The following is a 20,067-nucleotide window of genomic DNA, read 5'->3' as shown; positions in this document are numbered from 1 at the left end:
CTTTATGACCGATTCGGGTAGCGACGAGTTCGACCCAACAGCACCAGATCAACGGGAGATCGGCCGCGAAATGGTTGACGACAGTACGGGACTCGGTTCGGTGATGGCCCACGCCTATCGCGGAGAGGTAGACCGAGTGGGAACGTGGCGGCAGCGCCTCGACGAGACGACGACGTGGGCGGTGACGCTGATGGCAGCAATTCTGACGTGGGCGTTTTCGAGTGCTGATAACCCACACTATATTTTGCTGATCGGGATCGTTGTCGTCACCATCTTTCTGGGCATCGAAGCACGGCGGTACCGGGACTACGACGTCTTTCGCTCTCGTGTTCGAGTCATCCAAGAGAACTTATTCGCAAACGCCCTCGATCCATCGCAAGGTACTGAAAGTCACGACTGGCGAGCTGAACTGAGCGGGGACTATCGCAGGCCGACGCTGAAAGTCTCGTTCTACGAAGCACTCGCAAACCGGCTCCGGCGTGTCTACCTCGCGCTGCTCAGTGTCCTCTTGGTCGCGTGGGTCTTTAGGATTACAGCGTTCGCGCCGCGCCAAGACTGGCTGACAACCGCTGGAATCGCCCGTCTCCCCGGGATTGTTGTGGTTGCCGTTGTGGGTGTGTTCTACGTCGTACTGCTGGGCGTCACTTTTTGGCCCCGCGAGCGCCATGCCAAGGGTGAATTCCGTGAGGGTGATCCGGACGACTGGAAAGAGACGGACCGATAAATCCGTTCTCCGTATAATGTACCATCTCGGTAGTGGAACGGGATATAGAGGGCTGCAGTACCTACTAGGAGTGATGTCTGAATCAGAAGTGACCCGCTGGGAGTACGAGACGCTTCGCCCACCGCGCGATGAGACCCAAAAAGAAGCAGAGGATCCGAAAGCAGAGTTGAATCAACTCGGTGCAGAGGGTTGGGAGTTTGTGGAGACGATTGACTACGAAGGAGGCGGCACCAAGTACCTCGTTTTCAAGCGACCTACCCAATCGGATGAGCCAGTATGACTGACGAGACCGACATCAGCACGGCCAACACGATGCGTGAGCGCTCGGGCGAGAGTCGGATTAAAATCTGGTTGCTGCTGCGCGCGAACCGCCTTCTCGTCTCCAGCGTCCTGACCAGTACCGTGTTCGTCGCATTCGTCATCGCCGTCGCTGTCCTCGATCCACCGTTTTCACGGCAAATCGAGTCCGGCGACATGATCGACACGATGTTCTCGACGATGATCACGGTCATCGTGACTGGGACGACACTCGTCGTCACGATCGGTCAGCTCGTCCTCTCCCAAGAGAACGGCCCGCTCGGCGATCAACGCGAGCGTATGTCCAGTTCGATGGATTTCCGGGATTATACTGAAGAATTAATCGGATCTCCGAGTCCTGCCGATCCATCCGAATTCCTCCGGCAGATCATCGGAATCACGGCACAACGGACGATAGCTCTTCGAGAGTCTATTGACAAGAATGATGACGAGAACCTCCGAGAAGAGGTCGATGAATTCACTGAAAGCGTCACTGGGAACGCTGACATGGTCCGTGACCAACTTGAGGGTGCGCAGTTCGGCTCGTTCGATGTGCTATTCGCTGCACTAAACTTCAACTATAGTTGGAAAATATTCCAAGTTGAACGTATTACGAACGAATACGAAGAGAGCCTCACTGAGGAAGAACGCGGCTTGCTTGACGATCTCAAATCAGCCCTGTCTCTGTTTGGTCCGGCGCGCGAACACATCAAGACACTGTACTTCCAGTGGGCACTCATCGACTTGTCTCAGATGATTCTCTATGCTGCGGTCCCGGCATTGGCCGTTGCGGGTATCATGGTTGGAATCGTCGATGCGGGGACGTTCCCGGGAAGCACACTCGGTCTCGATCACATCATCCTCGTCGTGGGCGGTGCGTTTGCGGTGACGCTCGTTCCCTTCATGCTGTTCGTCTCGTACGTCCTTCGCATCGTCACCATAGCAAAACGGACACTTGCCATCGAGCCGCTGATCCTCCGCGAATCGCAACGCTAAGATCCGACGCAGTATCTTGTTCCTCTGCACTGGGCGATCGCCACTTTCGTAAATCGGTCACGATCTCATGTCACATTCGCGCTCTCTATTCAGCACAGCTTCTGGAATCTATCACCGACTGAGAGTTTCGACGAGGCAATCACTGATAATTCGCTCTCTGTAGTGAACCTATCCAACCGGGTTCTAACTGCTCTCTCTCTCTGTTGGAACGACAGGGTAACCATCGACAAGGCGTTCTAGAGGACCAACCGAACGCTTCCAATCACTCGGTCGCTTCGACGGATTTCCGAGCGGTGTCGATGACTTTCGCGTCACCGCCCAGGGTTTCGATCAGGGGTTCGATCTCCTCGACGGCGTCCAGCAGTTCTGGGTTATCCTTCGCCAACCGGAGTAGCTCTCGGCGTTGCTTGGATTCCTCCTTTTCGAGTTCGTCGACGGCGTCAGGTTCCATCGCCTGGTGACACCAGACGCAGAACGGTTCATCGCGCGGTGTCTCTTTGTCACAACGAGGGCACGTGAGCGGGGTTCTGTTCTCCGTTTTTTCTGTTTCGACTTCTAGTCCCTGCAGTTGAGCGTACTGGTTGTTCTCGTTTTCTGGTCCGAATGCGGCGATGTATCGACGAGCGTGGTCTGAAGTCGGCGTCCGACCCTGTCGGTCGTTAATGAACGCCTCGTTCGCTCCCTGTTTCGATAGCCAGTACGTGTTCGATTTGCGAAAGTTGGTTGGCGTGACTGGCTTGTCTATTCCCGCTCTCTCCCCTGCGTCTTTGAACCGTCCGAGGAAACTATGGTACGTGCCATTGTTGTACGGGTCGTCGAGTTTACACCACAGGAATGCCTCGTCGTCATCCGGAGCAGGGTGTTCTGCAAGCCATTTCTGCAGGAAGGGCGTGCTATTAATCAGCGTGACCGAGTGTTCGCCCTGCTTTCCGTCGAGTTTGATTTGGATTCCGTGGTCAGCATCGCCTACTTGTCCCATGCGAATGTTGTGGTTTTCTTCCCCTCTCGGTCCGAGTTCGTGTGAAACGGGAAACAGGGCCTTGTCTCGCGGGTTCAGCGCACCGTCTTCGGCCATTCGTTTCGCCTCCTTCCAATCAAGCATGTCGGATCGGCTCGGAGACGGGTTGTAACTATTACTCGTTCCCGTAGGGATCCATGCTAGTGATTTCGGGACTTCCGAATCGGGAAGTTTGAGTGTCCGCTTCCCGAAGATTCGCAGTGCGACGCGGTAGTCGTGGTTCGTCTCTTCGGCGTAGTCGGGAGTACCCCGCTCCGTGTTGATCCACCGTACGATGTCCTCCGCGGCGTCCCGGCTTTCGAGCGCGTCTGCGAGCCCGCCGACCTGCTCTGCCATAATGACACAGTGTCGAAGCAGTTTCTCGTGCCGGTAGTCGCTGTAGACGGAACTCAGTAGATCGAGTTGTTTGCTGAATTCGAGGAGCGCTTCGGCATCGTTCTGGGAGATGCTCGGCGCTTCGTCATCGTCAGGGGGCTCTTCGGAGAGTCCTGACCGCTTTTTTACCCTTTCTTGGAGGTTCTCAATTCGGTCGCGGGTTCCCATGTGTCATTCATATATTTTATCCGTTGGGATTTAATGTTTAGCCCAATAGCCCGGCCTAGGCTCTTTTCACGAGCGTTTCGGCGTGGAGTTGTTGCTCCGCACCCTGTACGAGTGAAAGAGCCCGGTCCGAGTCTACTAACGCGACGCTCTCGGATTACCGAGCGAACTACCGCAATCAGACCTCACAGACGCATTCGTGCTTCACCCGGCTCGTCGAGACGAGATGTCGGTGGAAGTTGGTGGCGAATTGGTGCATCGCCTCGGCTTGCTCTTCGGTCGCGATCCCGAGTCGGTAGTACGTCTTCGTCCGGTTCTGGTTCCACAAGTCGGCGAGTTCCTCACCGAACCGATCGTCGTAGAGCCCGGCCCGGGAACCTCGCTGGTAGAGCCGCCGATGGCTACTGATGATCTCTTCGGCTGCCATCGCCCCGTCGTGGATGAGCCGAAATTGGATCGACCGCTCGATTGCGACGAAGGACGACTCGATCGTCACGGGCGACTCCTCGAACGTCCGTTCGGCGGCCGCTAGGTCGTCTCGGATGCCGTCATTCACCATCGGCGTACACCTCCGTTCTGACCTCGGCGAGTTGCACCGAGTCAACGAGGGTGATCCCGCCGTCGAACTGTTCCCGGAGTCGTTCACCGATTCTGCGGGCGCTCTCGACAGATTCGACCAGCGGTTGGAACGTGTACCGGTTCCCGTCGAACTTCGTCTCTTGGAGTTCGCGAACGATCGACTGGACGGATCGTCGGGCAGATGTCTTGTCCTCCTCGACGATGACGAGCAGATCGACGTCACTGGCCCGGTCCGCATCGCCCCGTGCGACGCTTCCGAAGAGAACGACACCGACCAGATCGTCGATCGCTTCGCGCGCTCGGTCGACGAATGCACGGACCGGTTTTTGGAACTCGGATTGCGGGATAGACAGTACCGGATCGGGCTTGGTGAGCCGATCACGGTTGACGCTCACGTACCGATTGCGTCCGTCTCGTCGCGTCTCGACGGCACCGACGCTCGAAAGCAGTTTGACGGCCTTCGAAACGGTCGCCTGATTCCCGTCGATTCGCGTCGCAAGGTCGCTGACTGTGAACTCGTCGTACGGCTGATCGATGAGAAAGGAGAGAACGTCTTGCATCGCTTGGTACCGAAAGACGCGTTCGTCGGGAAACGGGTACTCTATGGCGATCGTCACCCTCTCACTCCCGTTAGGCATACGATTCCTATTAGGAATTCGTATTGCAAAACGCTGTCTTAAACTCGAATCCCGAATTGCCACTTTCACGGCCGTGGATACGGACCAGAAGAGGGTCACACCCGGACGTTTTCGATAGCCGCGTCTCGCCGCCCGTCACTCAGATCGCTTCGAACTCGATCGGCACACTCGCCAACCCGTGGGAGTCGGCTTCGACCCCGGAACGAGAGAGCACGAGCCGAAGCCGCCAGCCGTCCTCGACGGCGGCAACTCGAACCGCCGCGGGCGGCCACGCCGGATTTCGACGGAGGAGGTCGACGACGATCGGGAGCGTCGGGAGCCGCCCGTCCCGGGGCGACAGCGCGTACCCGGAGAGGCGGATCGCGACCGACCGCGTCCCGTCTTCGAGGTCGACCGACCACGGCGAACGGGCGTAACCCCCGAGGATGCCGAGCTCCCGGAGGCGGGCGAGCGTCGCGTCGACGGACGTCTCGGCGGGCGCTCGCGCGTTCGTCTCCAGCCGGGACGCGGCGCGAGACAGGACCCTCGCCTGTTCGGCGGGGGAGAGCCGCGTCGCGAGCTCCCCGGCCATGCTTTCGAGCAGGCACAGACAGAGGTCGTCCGGGTCGGACAGGGTCTCCGCGAGCTTGAAGTACGCGTCCATGACGGCCGACTCGACGGCGTCGTCGTCGTTCTCGGAGAGCGTCTCGAAGACGGCGGCCGCGACGCGGTGGCAGAACTCGACGAGGTCCCGTCGCCCCGAGGGCGTTTCTCCGACGGCGGGTTCGGAGGGCAGACGGTCGTTCCGATCGATCTCGGCGTCCGAAGAGTCGGCCTCGGCGTCCGAACGTCGCCCGGACCCGGTCCCTTCCTTCGCGCCCTCGTTCGCGTCGTCGCCCGATCCCGCGTCCTGGCAGACGATCACGTCGTAGTGCGGCAGCCGGGGATCGTACCGCCGGAGCGCGGCGCGGTACTGCTCGGTCGCTCGGGCGGCCGCGCGCGCCGTCGACCGACTCTCGAACCGCAGGCCCGCGGCCGGAGCCGGCCGATCGCCGTACCGGGCGCAGACGAGGTAGTACTCGCCGGTCTCGGCGGCGAGCGCTTCGACGTGTTCGCGGATTTCGACGAGCGTCGTTCCGACCATGGCCTCCTCCGCTCACCCGGATTTCCGCTCGGTGACGACGTGCCACGGGACGCGTTCCCGCCAGGGGCCGAGCGTCCGCCACTGGTCGAACGCCTCGGCCGCGTCGAGCACGCGGGTGTCCTCGAAGCCGGCGGCGGCGAACAGCGCCCGGATCTTCGACGGCGGCGCGTGGTGGAACGGCAGGTCGGTCTTTGCCTCGTTCCACTCTCGCCGGGTTCGACCGTCGAGTCCCGTCGCGGATCCGCCCCGCCGGACGCGGAGGGCGAGGCCGTACAGCCTGCGGACGACCCGCTCGGAAACGCCGCGCGCGGGGTCCTCCGGGTGATTGCCGAACAGGACCACCCGCCCGCCGGGTCGGAGCACCCGGTACCACTCCCAAACGGCGAGTCCGGGGTTCGGCAGCGACCAGATCACCGCGCGGTTCGTCACGACGTCGAAACTCGCGTCGTCGAAGGGGAGCGCCTCCGCGTCACCGGTCGTGAATCGCGCCTCGAAGCCGTCGCGGGCGGCTCGCTCGCGCGCCCGTTCGAGCATCGGCTCGGAGACGTCGCAGCCGACGACGTCGTGGCCTACTTCCGCGTACAGACCGGCGAGAAAGCCCGCGCCGGTCCCCACGTCGAGAACCCGCTGTGGCTCCTCGCCGACCGCGTCGCGGATGGCGTTCTCCCACGCGCGGCGGTCGCCGTGCCGGGTGATTTCGTCGGCGTACTGGCCCCACATCTCGGCGCTTCGTTCGTCGTTCCAACGGGCGCTCGCGGTCGATTTGAGCCGCTCTCTCGTCAGATCACCAGTTGCTGTCGTGTTTCTCTCGGTCATTCGGGGCTCACCGTCGCTGCCGCGGTACCGGTGTCGGTCGATCGGCTCGGGTCAGCGGTTCGATCCCGTCGTTCATGCTCGGAACTCCCCGTTGACGATGTCGGCGACGCGCTGACGGTCGAACAACCGTTCGTCGCCGAACTCGTCGGGATAGAGGCCCCGAGCCGCGCGTTCGAGCTGGAAGAGGTGGATGATCGGGCCCTGGTAGGTCAGGCCGCCGTAAACGACGCGATCGTTCCGCACCGCCCGGAGTTCGCCCGCGACCTCGTGGTTCCGGAGGTGCGAGACGATCGCTTCTTCGAAGTACTCCGGGGTGATCTCACCCTGGAGCCGGATGGCGAGGGCGTCCGGATCGATCTCCAGCAGGGTTTCGTAGTCGATCGTGCCGCCGCTCGCCTGCGCGTCCGTGACGCCGTGTTCGGCGAGCGCGTCCCCGACGTTCAGGTCGTTCCAGTGTTTGGATTGGGTGCCGCCCCCGATGAGGTACGGGTAGAACGACTCCGGAGGGACCCCCGCGGGATACAGCACCGCGACGTCGGGCGTCTCGTCCGGGAGACGCGCCCGCACGTCCGCGAGTACTTCGTCGTGGTATCGCGCGAACGCCTCGTAGCGCGCCCGCTGCCGGAACACCCGTGCGAGCTTCTCGAAGGCCTCGTACATCGAGTAGTACCGGTAGTCGTGCCAGTCGTAGACCCTCGTGAAGCCCGTGTTCCCGAAGAACGGCGCGACGTTCTCGTCGATCTCCCGGACGTCGTCCCGGCTCCATCCGAGGCGGTTCACCGCGAAGTTCGGGTCGACGACGTGGACGTCGGCGTCCAGTTCGTAGAAGACCTCTTTCCCGGTGCCATCCTGCCACAACTGCGTCAGGTCGTCCTTGGTAACGGAGACGCCCGGCAGTTCCTCGTACAGGTGCGTTCCGAACCGGGCGCGGACGCCGATTGCCAGTAGCCCGTCGGCCTGCCCGAGCGCGACGCCCATGTCGGCGTAGTCGCCCGTGTAGGGGACCCAGGTCTCGGGGGGGCGGTCGAACTCGACGGTTCCGACCGGCTCCATCGTCACCGAGTACGGGGTATCGGTAGCCGTCTCGCTCTCGGCGGAGGCGTCCGTCGCCGCTTCCGTCCCGGTCGACGACGGCTCCGGTCCGCCGTCACCGGTACAGCCCGCGAGCAACCCGCCGCCGACGAGCGCGCCGCCGTACTTCACGTACTCGCGCCGCGTCGGGCGTTCGCGCCGCGTGGCATCGTCAGCCATGCGATTTAGGCTAGCCTAAAGCGATAAAGCGTTTTCGGAAATTAGGCGAGCCTAAACGCGTGTCGGGTCGGCGCATCGCAGGACACGACGACAGCCCGTGCTCCGGGGACGGCCACCCGGTGCGGACACTCATTTTCACCGTCGGGAACCGCATTGGATTTTGGCACGCCTAAATTATAGAGAATTTGATAAAAATTTATGGCGCTGGTCGTCCAACCGCACGAGAAGTGAGATCCATGGCGAAGAGACAGATCGGTCTGGTCCGCGAGCCCGACACCGGAGAGTTGCGGCAGGAGTGGGGCACCGTCGTCGAGAACGAGCTCGGGATCGACCGCGACGTGGCGGAGGTGGTCGTCGGTGCTCTCCGCGTCGACCACGCGGGGACGTTCAACCTGTTCTACCTCCTTCGCAAGCACTACTGGACGGCAGAGGGGGCCGAGTTCCACCAGGTCGCCGAGTTCCTCGGGGACGCCTACAAGCGCGCCCGCGCGATCAACGACGACCTCGCGGTCCGCATCGTCGAACTCGGCGGCGTTCCGCCGAACACGCCGCCGACGATCCAGGAGAACGCCCGCGTCCACCTCGAAGCCGAAGACGTCTACGACCTGCGCGCGTCGCTGGAGGGCGACCTGGAGGGGTACGCGACGCTCGTCGCGGAGATGCGCGACCACGTCGGCCTCGCCGAGGAGCTGGGCGACTGGGCCACCGCGAAACGCCTGCACGACCACCTCCGCGACCTCGAAGACGACGCCCGCGCCGTCGAACAGCTCCTCGAAGGCGACGCGCTCGTCCGGGAGGGCGCGACCGACTGACGATGACGAGTACGCCACACCTTCGGAAACCCGACTCGGCCCGCGTTCGTCGGAAGTGGGGGACGGTCGACGAGAACGACCTTCGGCTCGAACGGGAGGTCACAGAACGGATGGTCGCGGCCCTGAACGCGGAACTGTCGGGGCTGTACATCCTGTTCAATCAGGTGCGCAAGCACTACTGGATCGCCGAGGGCGCGGAGTCGAACCGGGTCGCCGGGTTCCTCGAGGACGCGGCCGATCGACTCGCGGAGATGACCGACGACTTCGCCGTCCGAGTGCACGCCCTCGGCGGCGTTCCGGTCTGCGGTCCGATGGGCATCCGCCAACACGCGCCGATGCACATCGAGGCCGCGAACCTCTACGACGCGCGGTCGTCGCTGGAGCGCGACCTCGACGGGTACGCGACGCTCGCGGTGCTGATGCGCGAGCACGTCGAACTGGCGAGCGAACTGGGCGACGAGGCGACCGGCGAACTCCTGCGCGAGCACCTCAAGACGCTCGAAGGAGACGCACAGACGCTCGACAGGAATCTCGCCGACGATACGCTGGTACGAAACGGCGCATCGGACTGACCGCCCCCGCGCACGAATCCGCCAGCGCGGGGACGAGCAGCGACAGTCGCGGGAAGGGAGCTCCCGCGGAGTCGGCCCGAGCGCGCCGCGCTCTCGTGAGGACGTCACGCGCGTTTCCGGCCTTCACCGTCCGAACGTCGAGCTCCCCGGCGTTTCTCCCGGTGGTCGCGTTTTGACGCGATCGCGATAAAAAAGAAAGCGGAGAGAGCTGCTCGCAGATTACCCATGTGAGGCGTCTCGGCACTAGCGTTCGGATCCTGGTAGCCTCGCTCGTTACGGACCGACGCTCGTTAGCGAGCAGAGGCGCACGCCCGCGGCCGTCGCACCGAACGTTTCGGCCGTCGAGGACGTGCGCCTCTGCTCGTTTACAGAGATCGACGGAGCGCTATTCAAATCTCGTCATCGTTCCACCGCGATCGAAAGCGTCGCTCGCTCTAACGTTCGACCTCCGACAGCTTCTATCGCTCCGTTGAGACCGTCAATCGGACGTTTTTTCGGAGTTCGTCTCCCCGTCGAACGACATTCGATAGCGGCCCGCTCCTGCGGCCCCCCGCGCGGTCGGCACCCTCGGACTCTCAGCGCTCTCGGTCGCCGAAATCGGTCGTCGCGGGGGAAGTCGAAAGACGGCGACTGCGTAGCGCCCGAGCGAGCCGACTCGTTCGGCGCCGGTCGTGATCTCAGTCCCCCAAACATTCCTTAGTGAACAATAATAAAATACTAGCTATTCCCCTTAATATAGAGTTTTAATAGCTAGTTTTAGTGAAATAGCGGGTAACAGTAACAGGGCTTGAATACGAACATCGACGACAGCATCGACCGAGCAGCGAGCGCGCGGTCGGGGTCAGCCGAAGCGCAGGGCACTACGGCCTCCGACCGCGCGTTTCTGCTCGGAGATCAACCATGAAGAAAGCACTACGCATCCTGATGGCCCTCGTGGTCGTCGGCACCGTCTTCACGGCCGGCTTCGCGGGCTCGGCCGCCGCGCTCGACTTCGACTTCGACTACGAGGAAGGCGACACGACCGAGATCGACCAGAACCAGGAGAGCGATCAGAACGCCGAAGCGACCGTCGAGCAGGACCAGGACGTAGACCAGTCCAACGATAACCTGCAGGCCGGCGCTTCCGTGGGCATCATCAACGACGGTGACCAGTCGGTCGAGCAGAGCAGCGAACAGGTGAACTACAACGACCAGGAAGGCGCTGCGGCCGCCGGTAACTTCGCCGAACAGACCCAGGAAGCCGACGCGTAAGCCGGTGAGCGACCGCCGCTAACCGAGCGCGTCCGTACGCTCATTTTTCGTCCGAGAAGCCGAGTGACGAGGATCCGCGACCGAGTCACGTCGCCGAACCGGACATGGCGATTCGTCGTGAATAGGGATATATACGAACGAACGACGTTAGCGACTAGCATGGATGGGGGGATGAAAGCGGACAAGAAGCGGAAGGCGGCGAAGCGGGACCCCGGACCGAAACGAACCGCGTCGCTGGCCGAGCGGATGAGCTGGTCGGCGACGCACCGCCGGCGCACGGAGCGGCAGATCGAGGCGCTGGAGGCGGAGGTGGCGTGGCTGTACGGCGCGCTCAAGGCGGCGAACCCGGGCGGCGCGGAACTCGTCGGCGCGTGCGCGCGGTGCGGGGAAGGCGTCGTCACGCGAAACTCGGACACGCTGCGCTGCGACGCGTGCGGCTACGTGCGGTACCTGTGACGGAGGGGTGACGGGCCGTCGCCCCTCCGGCGGTCACCGGAGTCGGTACACCTTCCGCCGCGCGTCGGTCGGGTGATACCGCTCCTCGACGGCGTCACAGCGCTTGAGAGATTTCACGCCGGCTTCGACGCCGCTGCGCGACAGGCCCGACGACTCGATCAGCGCCGAGAGCGGCTGCTCGCCCTCGTACTCCAGCAACTTGTAGACGAGTTTCGCGCTCGTCGAGCCGCCCGCGACGCAGGCGCGCGTTCCGTCCGGGTCGCGGTCAGTCTGCATCCTCGGTTCCGCTCGCGTGCGCCCCTTCGGCGGTCGATTCGTCGAGCTCGTCGAAGAGGTCGTCGACGCGGCGCTCGATCTCGTCGCGGATGTCGCGGACGGCGTCGAGGCCCTTGCCGTCGGGATCGTCGAGCCCCCAGTCGCGGTTCTCCCCGCTCCAGGTCGCCGGACAGACGTCCTGCGCCGAACAGCCCATCGTGATCACGTAGTCCGTCGCCTGGATCTCCTCGAACGTGATCTCCCTGGGCGTTCGGTCGGCGAGGTCGAACCCCTTCTCGCGCATGACCTTGACGACCTCGTCGTGGACGTGGTCGGCCGGCTGAGTCCCGCCAGTCAGCACCTCGACGCGATCGGCCAGACCCCGCCGCTCGACCTCCCGCCGCGCGAACGCGTTCGCCATCTGGCTCCGGCCGGCGTTCTGCACGCAGACGAACGCCACGCGCAGCGAGTCGGCGTCGTCGGCCATCTCAGTTCGCCCCCCGCGAGGCGTCGAGCGCCTCGACGAGCGCGCGACCGCGCTCGGTCGACCGGTAGTAGCGCCACCGGCCCTCCTTCCGACGCTCGACCGCGCCCGCGTCCCGGAGTTCGGCGAGCGCGTGGCTGATCGCGCTCTCGCTCACGTCGAGAAGGGGCGTCAGCTCGCAGACGCAGAGGGGGTCGTCGGAGGCCGCGAGGAGCCGCAGGATGCGATAGCGCGTCCCGTTCGCGACGGCCGAGAGGAACCGAACGTCGCCGTCGGCGTCGGCGTTCTCGGCCGCGAGGCGGCTCAGCGTCTCTATCCGGCGTTCGACGTCCGATTCGCAACACTCGCCGATCTCGTCGGCGATGAGGCGGCGAAGCCGGGCCGTGGTCTCGGGCATCGCGAGACGATTGAGCAGGAGCTCAAATAACTGTTTGGATGCTCGAAGCCGCTGTTTTCGAGGGAAAATCGCGTGATCCGTGGACGGGAGGGAGCGAGGAAGAGACGAGAAGAGGGGAGAAGGAGAGGAGAAAAGAAAGGGGAAGGAGACGAGAAAAGAAGGGAGAAGGAGACGAGAAGAAAGGGGAGAAAGGAGAAAAGAAGGAGGAGAAGAAGGGAGGGAAGGAGAGGAGAAAGAGGGGCCAGAGGGGACGCGGACGCGGGGACGGTGGACGGGGGACGGCGCGTCTCAGCGGAAGTCGTCGAGGAACCGCTCCGGGATGTAGCCGAGTACCGGGGCCGGGAGCGCTTCGACGAGCCACTCGGCGGCCGCGACGAGCGGTTTTCGGAGCAGCGCGTAGACGGCCGAAACGGCGAGCGCGGCGTAGACGCCGGCCTCGACCGGGCCGTCGAAGACGACGAGCGCCGGGAGCGCGAACAGTCCCGCGAGCGCCAGATCCTCCGGCGCGCCGTCGTAGCGGACCCAGCGGCGGGGTGCCACCCACCGGCCTCGGAAGTGGTCGTACACGGCGCGGTCCGAGGTCCCCTCCCACGGTTTCAGCTCGAGCCCGCCGCCGAGGGCGTCCATCGCGGAGTGGAGCGCCGCGGCGGCGAGAAACAGCGCGAACGAGAGCGTCGCCGTCGTCGGAACGACCGCGGCCAGCGCTATCGCCGGCGCCGCCGCCGCGGCGTAGTAGACGGGAAAGTGCAGCGTCTTCCGGTGGCCCGCGTAGAGGTCGAAGTCGGGAAACAGCCCGCCGAGCGCGGCCGCCACGACCGGCAGGGGGCCGGCGTCGGGAGCGAAGAACAGCGCGAAAACGGCGAGCACGACCCCGGCGAGGGCGTGCGTCGTGGCCATCATCTGCCGCGGTTACGGCGTCGGAGGACAAAGGACTGTCGTGCGGATTGGTACCACAGGGAGAGCCGACGCTCGGCGACGGGGGAAGGACGGCCACTCGTTTTTGCCGTCGCCGTCGTACGCCGAGGTATGGGGGACGCCGAATCGGAGGCGGACGCGTCGACGCCGAGGCGGTACCAGCGCTCGGCGATCGTCCTCCTGCAGGCCGCGATCGGAGGGATCCTCGTCGCGGGGGTTCTCGCGCGGAACCTGAGCGTCGTCATCAACGCGGCGCTGGGACTCGGGGTCACGTTTCTGCCCGCACTCCTCGCGAGGGACTGGAACCTGCGGCTCCGCGCCGGTCTGACGCTGTGGATCACGACGGCGGTGTTCCTCCACGCGCTCGGGATGATCGGCCTGTACGTCGCCGTCCCCTGGTGGGACCACCTCACGCACACCCTGTCGGCGACGGTCGTCGCCGCCGTCGGCTACGCGACCGCCCGGGCGTTCGACGAGCACAGCGACGCGGTCTCCTTCCCCCCGCGGTTCATGTTCGTCTACGTCCTGCTCTTCACGCTCGCGTTCGGCGTGCTCTGGGAGGTGCTGGAGTTCGGCGTCCGCCACGTGACCGACGCGCTGGGCATGGAAGCCGTGCTGATCCAGTACGGTCCCCGTGACACGATCGTCGACCTGCTGTTCGACCTGGTCGGCGCGGTTCTCGTCGCCCTGTTCGGCACGCGGACGCTCTCGTCGGTCGTCGACGCCCTCCGCGCGCAGCTCGACGGGTCGCGGAGCGGCGAACGTCCCGAGTGAGCGCTGCAGAGCCGTCGACCGGGCGCTCGCGGGAGCCGGATCCGAGCGACGGGACGGTGCGCCGTCGCCTTCGCGGGCGGTCGAACCTCCCGCCGGGACGTACTTTTTTATCCCGCCCGCCGTATAGCTGGTATGCGATTCGTTATCGTTGGCTACGGACGCGTCGGCGCGCGGACCGCGCGCATCCTGAGCGAGGAGGGACACGAGGTCGTCATCGTCGAGCGTAACCACGACAAGGTCGAGCGGGCGCGCGATCTCGGGTTCGAGGTCGTCGAGGGCGACGGAAGCAACGAGGCCGTGCTGACGAAGGCGGACGTCGAAGCCGCCGACGCGATCGGCGGGCTGACGGGCGATCTGAACGTCAACTTCGCCGCCTGCATGATCGGGAAGGAGTACGGCTGCCGGACCGTCCTCCGCATCGACGAGGACTACAGAAAGGAGATCTACGAGCGGTACGCCGAGGACGTGGACGAGATCATCTACCCCGAACGCCTCGGCGCGGCGGGCGCGAAGACCGCGCTGCTCGGCGGTAACTTCAACGCTATCGGTGACCTCACCGAGCGCCTCCAGCTGTCGACGGTGACGGTGCCGGAGGAGTCGCCGGTCGTCGGCGCGCGCGTGAGCGAGATCGAGCTCCCCTCGACCGCCCGCATCTACGCGCACGGGAAGGGCCGCGAACCGATGACGATCCCGCTCCCGGGAACCACGGTCTCCGCCGGCGACCACCTCGCGCTCATCGCGGAGCGCGACGCGCTCGACGAGGTCAAGGCGGCCCTGCTCGGGGCGTGAGCCTCGACGCCGAACGAAGGAGTGAAGGGGCGAAGGGACGGTCGTGCTCCGCCGGTCGCCGCGGGGGAACGGCGGCGCGGAGCGCGTCCGGGGTGCAAAAGGGTGTGGGGTGTGCCGGGCGCGCGCGGGTGGGAGGATGGGAACTGAGGCCGTCAGTGCGCGCCCGGGTGGGGGATAGCCGTCGGTCGACTTAAATCCGCGTCAGACGCGCGACAGACTAAGACCGGGCGGCGGGCGTCCGTCGGAGGTTCGACGTCGGCGGGCGCCCGACTACTCCTCGACGGCCGTCGCCCGCGTCGCCGTCGCCTTGAACGACGCGACGACGCTCCGCCCCGGTTCGATCGCCAACCCGTCGGCGCTGTCCGCGGTCACGAGCGCGACGAGGGGCCCGTCTCCGCCGACGTCGACGGCCACGCGGACGATCGCCTCCCCGCGGTCGACGCCCGCGACGGTCCCCGGGAAGCGGTTCCGCGCGCTCGTCCCGCCGGCCGGCGGCGCGTCGTCGGGCGCGTGAAGGGTGACGGCGTCGGCGCGGACGCTCACCTGTACCCGAGACCCGCGGGCGACGGGGGGCGATTCCGGCTCGGGCGCGACGAGGAGCGCGCGAACCGTCCCGGCCGCGGTGTCGACGTACCCGAGTTCGCCCGTCGCGGTCGCGACCGTCCCGTACAGCACCGTCTCCTCGGCGCCGGCGGTCCCCGAGAGGGCCGCCCGCAGGCGCTCGAAGCGCGCGAGCAGGGCCTCCGCGTCGCCCGTGAGGCTGCTACCGCCGCCGCCGCTGCCGCCGCGGCGGCGCTCGACGAGCGGGCCGAACGCCGCTTCGAGGGCGTCGAGGCGGGCGAGCGCCCGGGCCCGCGAGCGTCCGAGCGCGGCCGCCGCGGCGTTGACCGACCCGCGCTCCGCGATCGCGCGGAGCAGCGACGCGTCCGCCGCGCCGAAGTCGACCCCGTCGGCCGAGAGGTACGCCTCGAACTCGCCGTCCATGCCCCCGAGAGGGGGCGGCGGATAAAAAGCGTGAGCGATCAGTACACGAGTTCGCCGTCGATGAACTTCCGCGCCCGCTCGTCGCCGGGCGAGTCGAACACCCGCTCCGTCGGCCCGTACTCGATGCACTCGCCGTCGAGCAGCACCGCCGTCCGGTCCGAGACCCGCTCGGCCTGGTGCATGTCGTGGGTCGCGAGCGCGACGGCGATCCCGCGGTCGCGGGCCTCGCGCACCGCGCCTTCGATGACCGCCGTGTTCCGCGGGTCGAGGTTCGAGGTCGGCTCGTCGAACAGGAGCGCGTCCGGGTCGAACGCGAGCGCCCGCGCGACGCCGACGCGCTGTGCCTCGCCGGCCGAGAGCGACGACGCGTTCCGGTCGGCTTTGTCGGCCAGGCCGACGCTCGCGAGGGCGTCGCTGACGCGGTCGGGGACGCGGTCGCGGCCGAGGGCGCGCGAGGCCGACGCGCGGACGCGCTCCCCCCACGACCGGCGGACGTGCAGGCCGTAACTGACGTTGCGGGCGACGGACGCGGAGAAGAGGTCGCGGTGCTGGGAGACGAGGCCGATCCGCCGCCGGACGGCGAGCCGCTCGTCCGCGGACAGCGCCCACGCGTCCCCGGCGTCGGTCGCCACCGTTCCGGCGTCGGGCGGCGAAAACAGCGCGAGGAGGCGCAGGAGCGTCGTCTTCCCCGTCCCCGACGGGCCGACGACCGCGAGCACCTCGCCGGGTTCGACGGCGAGCGAGACGCCGTCGAGGACGGCGACGCCGTCGAACCCGTGGGAGAGACCGTCGGCGACGAGCCTCACGCCGCCCCCCTCCCGCCGTCGCGGAACCGCGCCCCCAGGACGTTCACGGCGAGCGCGAGCGCCACGAGGACGACGCCGAGCGCGATTCCCGTCTCGAAGTTCCCCTTGCGCGCCTCGATCGTGATCGCCGTCGTGAGCGTCTGCGTGAAGGAGACCCTCCCGCCGTCCGGCGCGGTGAGCGCGATGTTTCCCCCGACGATGAGCACCGATCCGACCTCGCTTATGGCGCGCCCGTAGCCGGCGAGGATCGCGGTCACGATGCCGTACCGCGCCTCCCGGAGGACGAGGAGGCTCACGTCGGTCGCGGTGCCGCCGGCCGCGAAGGCGGCGTCGCGGAGCTCCTGCCCGACGCCCTCGACCGCCGACAGCGAGACGCTCAGGATCACCGGGGTCGCGAGCACCGTCTGGGAGGCGATCATCGCCTCGGGCGTAAAGAGCAGGTCGAACGACCCGAGCGGCCCCGAGTTCGACAGCAGGAGCAGCACGACCAGCCCGACGACGACGCTCGGAAAGCCCATTCCCGTCGAGATGACGGAAGTCACGAGCCCCTTGCCGGGGAAGTCCGTGAACCCGAGGACGACCGCGGTCGGCAACGAGATCGCCGTGCTGATCGCGACGGCGGCGGTGCTCACGTACAGCGAGACGAGCACGATGCTCACGATGTACGCGGCGTCCAGGTCCGCGAAGATACCGTCGAGCACGGTTCGCAGTGGGCGAGAGCGGACTAAAAGTCCGCCGGGACGCGCTGGTCGACCCAGTACTGAAAGCGCACGTCCTCTTTGTTTTCGGTCCGTGCGTCCCCCCCGTTTCCGGCCCCGTCGTACCCCTCGGGAACGTACTGTTCGAAGTTCGGCTCCGGCGACAGCGCGTTCGGGAAGAACAGCTGCGACCCGTTCGCCCGGTAGCCGTCGATGATCCCCTGTCCCTGGGGGCCGGTGAGGAAGCCGACGTACGCCATCGCCAGGTCGTAGTTCGCGTCCCCGTGTTTCGCCGGGTTGACCGGAATGACGCCGTAAGGGTTCTTCAGGAGCTTCGGGCCGCCCTTCAGCGGCCCCTGGACGAGAGTCACGAGATCGAGTTTATCCTTCGTCGCGAGGTACGTCCCGCGGTCCGCGAGGGTGTACGCGCCCGACTGGTCGGCCTGCACGAGCGTGTCACCCATCCCCTTGCCGACTTCCTGGTACCACTGGCCGCTGGGCCGGACACCCGCCTCCTCCCAGATCAGGCGCTCTTTCTTGTGCGTCCCCGAATCGTCGCCGCGGGAGACGAACGTCGCTTCGGCCCGCGCGATGGTCGAAAACGCCTCGGTCGCGCTGTCCATCCCTTCGACGCCGGCGGGGTCGTCCTTCGGCCCGACGATCACGAAGTCGTTGAACATCACGTCCCGGCGGTTGACGCCGAAGCCGTCGCGGAGGAACTCGTCCTCGGCGCCGCGGGCGTGGACGAGGATCACGTCCGCGTCGCCGTTTCGAGCGGTTCGGATCGCCGCGCCGGTCCCCTGGGCGACCGTCTTGACCGTCGCGTCGAACCGGGCCTCGAACGCCGGGTTCAGCTCGTCGAGCAGCCCCGTGTCGTAGGTGCTCGTCGTCGTCGCGAGCGTGAGCTCTCGGTCGCCCGGAGGCGACCCGCCGCCGCTGCCGTCCTGACCGGTTTCGTTCCCGCCGCCCTGAGCGGGAATTCCGTCGCTCGCGCACCCGCTCACCGCGACGGCGGCCCCAACGCCCGCCGCCTGAAGGAACCGTCGGCGTTGTATCGGCATGGATACAACGATGGAGAGGTGGGTGTTAAACGTTCCCCTATTGACGTAACCAGTGTTGGTTACGTCGCAGCCGAACGGTTACCGCGTCTGATTACCGAAAAGCGTCAAGGTCGTCCACGAGAATCACCGTACGACGATGGCATTCGCCGACACGCGGCGCGGGAGGGAGCTCCGAATCGACGCCGGAGAGGTGACCGGCGCGCTCGGAGATTCGGTTACGGTGCTGCCGATCGTCGTCGCGCTCGGCGCGCTGACGCCAGCGTCGCTCCCGCACGTGCTCCTGCTGTTCGGCGTCTTTCAGGTCATCTGGGGCGTCGTCTACGGACTCCCCCTGTCGGTCGAGCCGATGAAGGCGCTCGCCGGGCTCGCCATCGCGGGGAGTCTCGGCTACAGCGAGCTCGTCGCCGCGGGCCTTCTCGCCGGCGCGGCGCTGCTCGTCGCGGGGAGAACGGGGGCGATCGGTCGCGTCGAGCGGTTCGTCGGCGAACCGGTCGTCCGGGGCGTCCAGCTCGCCGTCGCGCTGCTGCTCGCGGCGTCCGGGGTCGAGCTCGCGCTCTCGGCTCCCGCGCTGGCCGGCGGGGCGCTCGCCCTCGCGGTCGCGGCCGTCGCCGTCGGGTTCGCCAGGGCGAGCGCGCTCGCCATCCTCGGACTGGGCGGCGTTCTCGCGGCGTCCGCGACGGGCGTTCCGACGCCGACGGTCCCGGCGGCGACGCTCTTTCCCTCGGGCGCGCCCGAACTCACCGTCGGTGCCGCCGAGGGGGCCGTCGCGCAGCTCGCGATGACGGTCGGCAACGCCGCGGTCGCGACCGCGCTGCTGTGTTCGGACCTGTTCGACGCCGACGTCCGGGCGGACGACCTCGCCGCGAGCATGGGCGCGATGTGCCTCGCGGCCGTCCCCCTCGGCGGCTTGCCGATGTGCCACGGGAGCGGCGGCCTCGCCGGCAAGTACGCCTTCGGCGCGCGGACCGGCGGCGCGAACCTCGTGCTCGGCGCGCTGTACGTCCTCGCCGCGCTCGTCGCCGGCCTCGTGCTGGCCTTCCCGGCGGCGGTGCTCGGCGTCCTCCTCGGGATCGTGGCGCTCCAGCTCGGCCGGAGCGCCGCGCGGACGAAATCGCCCGCGCTGACCGTCGGGATCGGCGTCGTCGGGTTCCTCTCGAACGTCGGGGCGGCGTTCGCGCTCGGCGTCGCCGCCTCGTGGCTGCTCCGGCGGCGACGGGACAGCGATTTGTAGCCCGCGACCCGAGATAGCCGTATGACCGCGACCTGGGCCGAGCTCTTCGCCCGCGCCGCCGAGTTCGACGCGACCGAATCGGACGTGAAAGCCGTCCTCGAAGCCCGCCGCGATGAGCGCGCCTGAGCCCGGCCCCGAGCGGGTCGTCGCCGACGCGGACGTGCTCGCGGCGGACCTCCTCGTCGGCGGGGACGCCCGGCGCGCCCTCGACGCCGTCAGGGAGCACTCCTGGACGACGCTCGTCGCGAGCGACCCGCTGCTCGACGACGCGGAGGCCGTGATCGCCGACCTCGCGGACGCCGACCTCGCGGGCGACTGGCGCGAGAAGATCGAGACGCTCCGGACGCCCGTCGACCACCCGCCGGGCGATCACCCGGCGCTCGCGTCGGCGTACCGCGGCGGCGCGATGCACCTCCTGACGCTCGACCCGCGGCTCCAGACGGCGCAGGCGGGCGCGACGCTCGGCAGGCGGCTCGACCTGAGCGTCCGCCACCCGAAGGCGTTCGCGACGCTGTTCGACGCGGCGAGCCTGTACGCGGCCGCGGTCGGCGGGGAGTACCCCGGCCCGGACCGCGACCCGCGGAAGTAAGCGAGTGGGTT

The 20,067-nt window shown here is 66.6% G+C and carries 25 protein-coding genes; 11 read left to right on the top strand and 14 right to left on the bottom strand.

Features of this window, described 5'->3' with window-relative positions; translation table 11 throughout:
• Positions 1-4 precede the first annotated feature (4 nt).
• From CNO20_RS00815 to CNO20_RS00805, 3 genes are all read left to right on the top strand, one after another.
• The gene (locus tag CNO20_RS00815) at positions 5-724 is read left to right on the top strand and encodes a DUF2270 domain-containing protein (RefSeq protein WP_101294143.1); all 720 of its coding nucleotides are present in this window, start codon (positions 5-7) and stop codon (positions 722-724) included.
• A gap of 73 nt (positions 725-797) precedes the next feature.
• Positions 798-1,004: a Sp36 family protein gene (locus CNO20_RS00810; protein WP_101294142.1), complete on the top strand. Its 207-nt coding sequence runs from the start codon at positions 798-800 to the stop codon at positions 1,002-1,004.
• The gene (locus tag CNO20_RS00805; RefSeq protein ID WP_101294141.1) at positions 1,001-2,017 is read left to right on the top strand and encodes a DUF7972 family membrane protein; all 1,017 of its coding nucleotides are present in this window, start codon (positions 1,001-1,003) and stop codon (positions 2,015-2,017) included. Before CNO20_RS00810 ends, CNO20_RS00805 begins: the two co-directional genes overlap by 4 nt.
• 262 nt (positions 2,018-2,279) lie before the next feature.
• Here CNO20_RS00805 and CNO20_RS00800 read toward each other — a convergent pair whose 3' ends face one another.
• The 6 genes from CNO20_RS00800 to CNO20_RS00775 form a co-directional block, all read right to left on the bottom strand.
• The gene (locus CNO20_RS00800; RefSeq protein WP_101294140.1) at positions 2,280-3,578 is read right to left on the bottom strand and encodes a tyrosine-type recombinase/integrase; all 1,299 of its coding nucleotides are present in this window, start codon (positions 3,576-3,578) and stop codon (positions 2,280-2,282) included.
• Positions 3,579-3,753: 175 nt separating this feature from the next.
• Positions 3,754-4,134, bottom strand: a complete 381-nt coding sequence (locus CNO20_RS00795) for a DUF8154 family protein (protein ID WP_101294139.1) — start codon at positions 4,132-4,134, stop codon at positions 3,754-3,756.
• Positions 4,124-4,891 (bottom strand): nucleotidyltransferase domain-containing protein, encoded by a 768-nt coding sequence (locus CNO20_RS00790; protein ID WP_233203851.1) that lies wholly within the window; start codon positions 4,889-4,891, stop codon positions 4,124-4,126. The genes CNO20_RS00795 and CNO20_RS00790 overlap by 11 nt, the downstream gene beginning before the upstream one ends.
• A gap of 40 nt (positions 4,892-4,931) precedes the next feature.
• The gene (locus CNO20_RS00785; protein ID WP_101294138.1) at positions 4,932-5,915 is read right to left on the bottom strand and encodes a DUF7551 domain-containing protein; all 984 of its coding nucleotides are present in this window, start codon (positions 5,913-5,915) and stop codon (positions 4,932-4,934) included.
• A 12-nt stretch (positions 5,916-5,927) separates the two neighbouring features.
• Entirely contained in the window at positions 5,928-6,731 is an 804-nt protein-coding gene (locus CNO20_RS00780; protein WP_199174693.1) for a class I SAM-dependent methyltransferase, read from the bottom strand.
• Positions 6,732-6,803: 72 nt separating this feature from the next.
• Positions 6,804-7,982: an ABC transporter substrate-binding protein gene (locus CNO20_RS00775; RefSeq protein WP_101294137.1), complete on the bottom strand. Its 1,179-nt coding sequence runs from the start codon at positions 7,980-7,982 to the stop codon at positions 6,804-6,806.
• Between the two features lie 236 nt (positions 7,983-8,218).
• Between CNO20_RS00775 and dpsA (CNO20_RS00770) the strand changes: the two genes are divergently transcribed.
• From dpsA (CNO20_RS00770) to CNO20_RS00755, 4 genes are all read left to right on the top strand, one after another.
• Entirely contained in the window at positions 8,219-8,794 is a 576-nt protein-coding gene (gene dpsA, locus CNO20_RS00770) for a DNA starvation/stationary phase protection protein DpsA (RefSeq protein ID WP_101294136.1), read from the top strand.
• A 2-nt stretch (positions 8,795-8,796) separates the two neighbouring features.
• Positions 8,797-9,366 (top strand): DNA starvation/stationary phase protection protein DpsA, encoded by a 570-nt coding sequence (dpsA, locus tag CNO20_RS00765; RefSeq protein ID WP_101294135.1) that lies wholly within the window; start codon positions 8,797-8,799, stop codon positions 9,364-9,366.
• Positions 9,367-10,266: 900 nt separating this feature from the next.
• A complete protein-coding gene (locus CNO20_RS00760; protein ID WP_143423119.1) occupies positions 10,267-10,617 on the top strand; it encodes a hypothetical protein in 351 nt (116 codons plus the stop codon).
• A 159-nt stretch (positions 10,618-10,776) separates the two neighbouring features.
• Positions 10,777-11,073 carry a hypothetical protein gene (locus tag CNO20_RS00755; RefSeq protein WP_143423118.1) on the top strand — a complete coding sequence of 99 codons (297 nt, stop codon included), beginning with the start codon at positions 10,777-10,779 and terminating at the stop codon, positions 11,071-11,073.
• Positions 11,074-11,106: 33 nt separating this feature from the next.
• On the opposite strand, the gene CNO20_RS00750 is transcribed toward CNO20_RS00755, so the two are convergent.
• The 4 genes from CNO20_RS00750 to CNO20_RS00735 all read right to left on the bottom strand — a co-directional run bounded on the left by CNO20_RS00750 (position 11,107) and on the right by CNO20_RS00735 (position 13,109).
• Positions 11,107-11,349, bottom strand: coding sequence for a MarR family transcriptional regulator (locus CNO20_RS00750; protein ID WP_101294132.1), 243 nt, complete (start codon positions 11,347-11,349; stop codon positions 11,107-11,109).
• The gene (locus CNO20_RS00745; protein WP_101294131.1) at positions 11,339-11,815 is read right to left on the bottom strand and encodes an arsenate-mycothiol transferase ArsC; all 477 of its coding nucleotides are present in this window, start codon (positions 11,813-11,815) and stop codon (positions 11,339-11,341) included. The genes CNO20_RS00750 and CNO20_RS00745 overlap by 11 nt, the downstream gene beginning before the upstream one ends.
• Before the next feature lies 1 nt (position 11,816).
• Entirely contained in the window at positions 11,817-12,209 is a 393-nt protein-coding gene (locus tag CNO20_RS00740) for an ArsR/SmtB family transcription factor (protein WP_101294130.1), read from the bottom strand.
• Positions 12,210-12,497: 288 nt separating this feature from the next.
• The gene (locus CNO20_RS00735; RefSeq protein WP_199174692.1) at positions 12,498-13,109 is read right to left on the bottom strand and encodes a metal-dependent hydrolase; all 612 of its coding nucleotides are present in this window, start codon (positions 13,107-13,109) and stop codon (positions 12,498-12,500) included.
• Between the two features lie 126 nt (positions 13,110-13,235).
• On the opposite strand from CNO20_RS00735, the gene CNO20_RS00730 reads away from it, so the two are divergent.
• Both CNO20_RS00730 and CNO20_RS00725 read left to right on the top strand, forming a co-directional pair.
• Entirely contained in the window at positions 13,236-13,898 is a 663-nt protein-coding gene (locus tag CNO20_RS00730) for a DUF2238 domain-containing protein (RefSeq protein ID WP_233203848.1), read from the top strand.
• A 3-nt stretch (positions 13,899-13,901) separates the two neighbouring features.
• Positions 13,902-14,687, top strand: a complete 786-nt coding sequence (locus CNO20_RS00725; protein ID WP_332888995.1) for a potassium channel family protein — start codon at positions 13,902-13,904, stop codon at positions 14,685-14,687.
• Between the two features lie 270 nt (positions 14,688-14,957).
• Here the strand turns inward: CNO20_RS00725 and CNO20_RS00720 are convergent, their stop codons facing one another.
• The 4 genes from CNO20_RS00720 to CNO20_RS00705 are packed head-to-tail and all read right to left on the bottom strand — an operon-like array spanning position 14,958 to position 18,236.
• A complete protein-coding gene (locus CNO20_RS00720) occupies positions 14,958-15,671 on the bottom strand; it encodes a TOBE domain-containing protein (RefSeq protein ID WP_101294128.1) in 714 nt (237 codons plus the stop codon).
• A gap of 38 nt (positions 15,672-15,709) precedes the next feature.
• Entirely contained in the window at positions 15,710-16,477 is a 768-nt protein-coding gene (locus CNO20_RS00715) for an ABC transporter ATP-binding protein (RefSeq protein WP_101294127.1), read from the bottom strand.
• Positions 16,474-17,166, bottom strand: a complete 693-nt coding sequence (locus CNO20_RS00710; protein ID WP_101294971.1) for an ABC transporter permease — start codon at positions 17,164-17,166, stop codon at positions 16,474-16,476. Before CNO20_RS00710 ends, CNO20_RS00715 begins: the two co-directional genes overlap by 4 nt.
• 35 nt (positions 17,167-17,201) lie before the next feature.
• Positions 17,202-18,236 (bottom strand): ABC transporter substrate-binding protein, encoded by a 1,035-nt coding sequence (locus CNO20_RS00705; RefSeq protein ID WP_101294126.1) that lies wholly within the window; start codon positions 18,234-18,236, stop codon positions 17,202-17,204.
• Positions 18,237-18,372: 136 nt separating this feature from the next.
• Here CNO20_RS00705 and CNO20_RS00700 point away from each other — a divergent pair, with 136 nt between their 5' ends.
• Positions 18,373-19,467, top strand: coding sequence for a putative sulfate/molybdate transporter (locus tag CNO20_RS00700; RefSeq protein WP_101294125.1), 1,095 nt, complete (start codon positions 18,373-18,375; stop codon positions 19,465-19,467).
• Positions 19,468-19,579: 112 nt separating this feature from the next.
• Entirely contained in the window at positions 19,580-20,056 is a 477-nt protein-coding gene (locus CNO20_RS00695) for a PIN domain-containing protein (protein ID WP_101294124.1), read from the top strand.
• Positions 20,057-20,067 lie beyond the last annotated feature (11 nt).

The sequence above is a fragment of the Halegenticoccus soli genome, from assembly GCF_002844195.1.
Taxonomy (GTDB): domain Archaea; phylum Halobacteriota; class Halobacteria; order Halobacteriales; family Haloferacaceae; genus Halegenticoccus; species Halegenticoccus soli.
The sequence above is the reverse complement of the archived record's forward strand: the minus strand, read 5'-3'. Positions and strand labels throughout refer to the sequence as shown.

Excerpts from the sequence above, each read along its gene's own strand:
- CNO20_RS00755 (WP_143423118.1), top strand. The coding sequence starts at position 10,777 with ATGGATGGGGGGATGAAAGCGGACAAGAAGCGGAAGGCGGCGAAGCGG.
- CNO20_RS00800 (WP_101294140.1), bottom strand. The coding sequence starts at position 3,578 with ATGGGAACCCGCGACCGAATTGAGAACCTCCAAGAAAGGGTAAAAAAG.
- CNO20_RS00720 (WP_101294128.1), bottom strand. The coding sequence starts at position 15,671 with ATGGACGGCGAGTTCGAGGCGTACCTCTCGGCCGACGGGGTCGACTTC.
- CNO20_RS00785 (WP_101294138.1), bottom strand. The coding sequence starts at position 5,915 with ATGGTCGGAACGACGCTCGTCGAAATCCGCGAACACGTCGAAGCGCTC.
- CNO20_RS00735 (WP_199174692.1), bottom strand. The coding sequence starts at position 13,109 with ATGATGGCCACGACGCACGCCCTCGCCGGGGTCGTGCTCGCCGTTTTC.
- dpsA (WP_101294135.1), top strand. The coding sequence starts at position 8,797 with ATGACGAGTACGCCACACCTTCGGAAACCCGACTCGGCCCGCGTTCGT.
- CNO20_RS00700 (WP_101294125.1), top strand. The coding sequence starts at position 18,373 with ATGGCATTCGCCGACACGCGGCGCGGGAGGGAGCTCCGAATCGACGCC.
- CNO20_RS00695 (WP_101294124.1), top strand. The coding sequence starts at position 19,580 with ATGAGCGCGCCTGAGCCCGGCCCCGAGCGGGTCGTCGCCGACGCGGAC.
- CNO20_RS00760 (WP_143423119.1), top strand. The coding sequence starts at position 10,267 with ATGAAGAAAGCACTACGCATCCTGATGGCCCTCGTGGTCGTCGGCACC.
- CNO20_RS00705 (WP_101294126.1), bottom strand. The coding sequence starts at position 18,236 with ATGCCGATACAACGCCGACGGTTCCTTCAGGCGGCGGGCGTTGGGGCC.
- dpsA (WP_101294136.1), top strand. The coding sequence starts at position 8,219 with ATGGCGAAGAGACAGATCGGTCTGGTCCGCGAGCCCGACACCGGAGAG.
- CNO20_RS00740 (WP_101294130.1), bottom strand. The coding sequence starts at position 12,209 with ATGCCCGAGACCACGGCCCGGCTTCGCCGCCTCATCGCCGACGAGATC.
- CNO20_RS00805 (WP_101294141.1), top strand. The coding sequence starts at position 1,001 with ATGACTGACGAGACCGACATCAGCACGGCCAACACGATGCGTGAGCGC.
- CNO20_RS00810 (WP_101294142.1), top strand. The coding sequence starts at position 798 with ATGTCTGAATCAGAAGTGACCCGCTGGGAGTACGAGACGCTTCGCCCA.
- CNO20_RS00745 (WP_101294131.1), bottom strand. The coding sequence starts at position 11,815 with ATGGCCGACGACGCCGACTCGCTGCGCGTGGCGTTCGTCTGCGTGCAG.
- CNO20_RS00730 (WP_233203848.1), top strand. The coding sequence starts at position 13,236 with ATGGGGGACGCCGAATCGGAGGCGGACGCGTCGACGCCGAGGCGGTAC.
- CNO20_RS00780 (WP_199174693.1), bottom strand. The coding sequence starts at position 6,731 with ATGACCGAGAGAAACACGACAGCAACTGGTGATCTGACGAGAGAGCGG.
- CNO20_RS00775 (WP_101294137.1), bottom strand. The coding sequence starts at position 7,982 with ATGGCTGACGATGCCACGCGGCGCGAACGCCCGACGCGGCGCGAGTAC.
- CNO20_RS00815 (WP_101294143.1), top strand. The coding sequence starts at position 5 with ATGACCGATTCGGGTAGCGACGAGTTCGACCCAACAGCACCAGATCAA.
- CNO20_RS00795 (WP_101294139.1), bottom strand. The coding sequence starts at position 4,134 with ATGGTGAATGACGGCATCCGAGACGACCTAGCGGCCGCCGAACGGACG.
- CNO20_RS00750 (WP_101294132.1), bottom strand. The coding sequence starts at position 11,349 with ATGCAGACTGACCGCGACCCGGACGGAACGCGCGCCTGCGTCGCGGGC.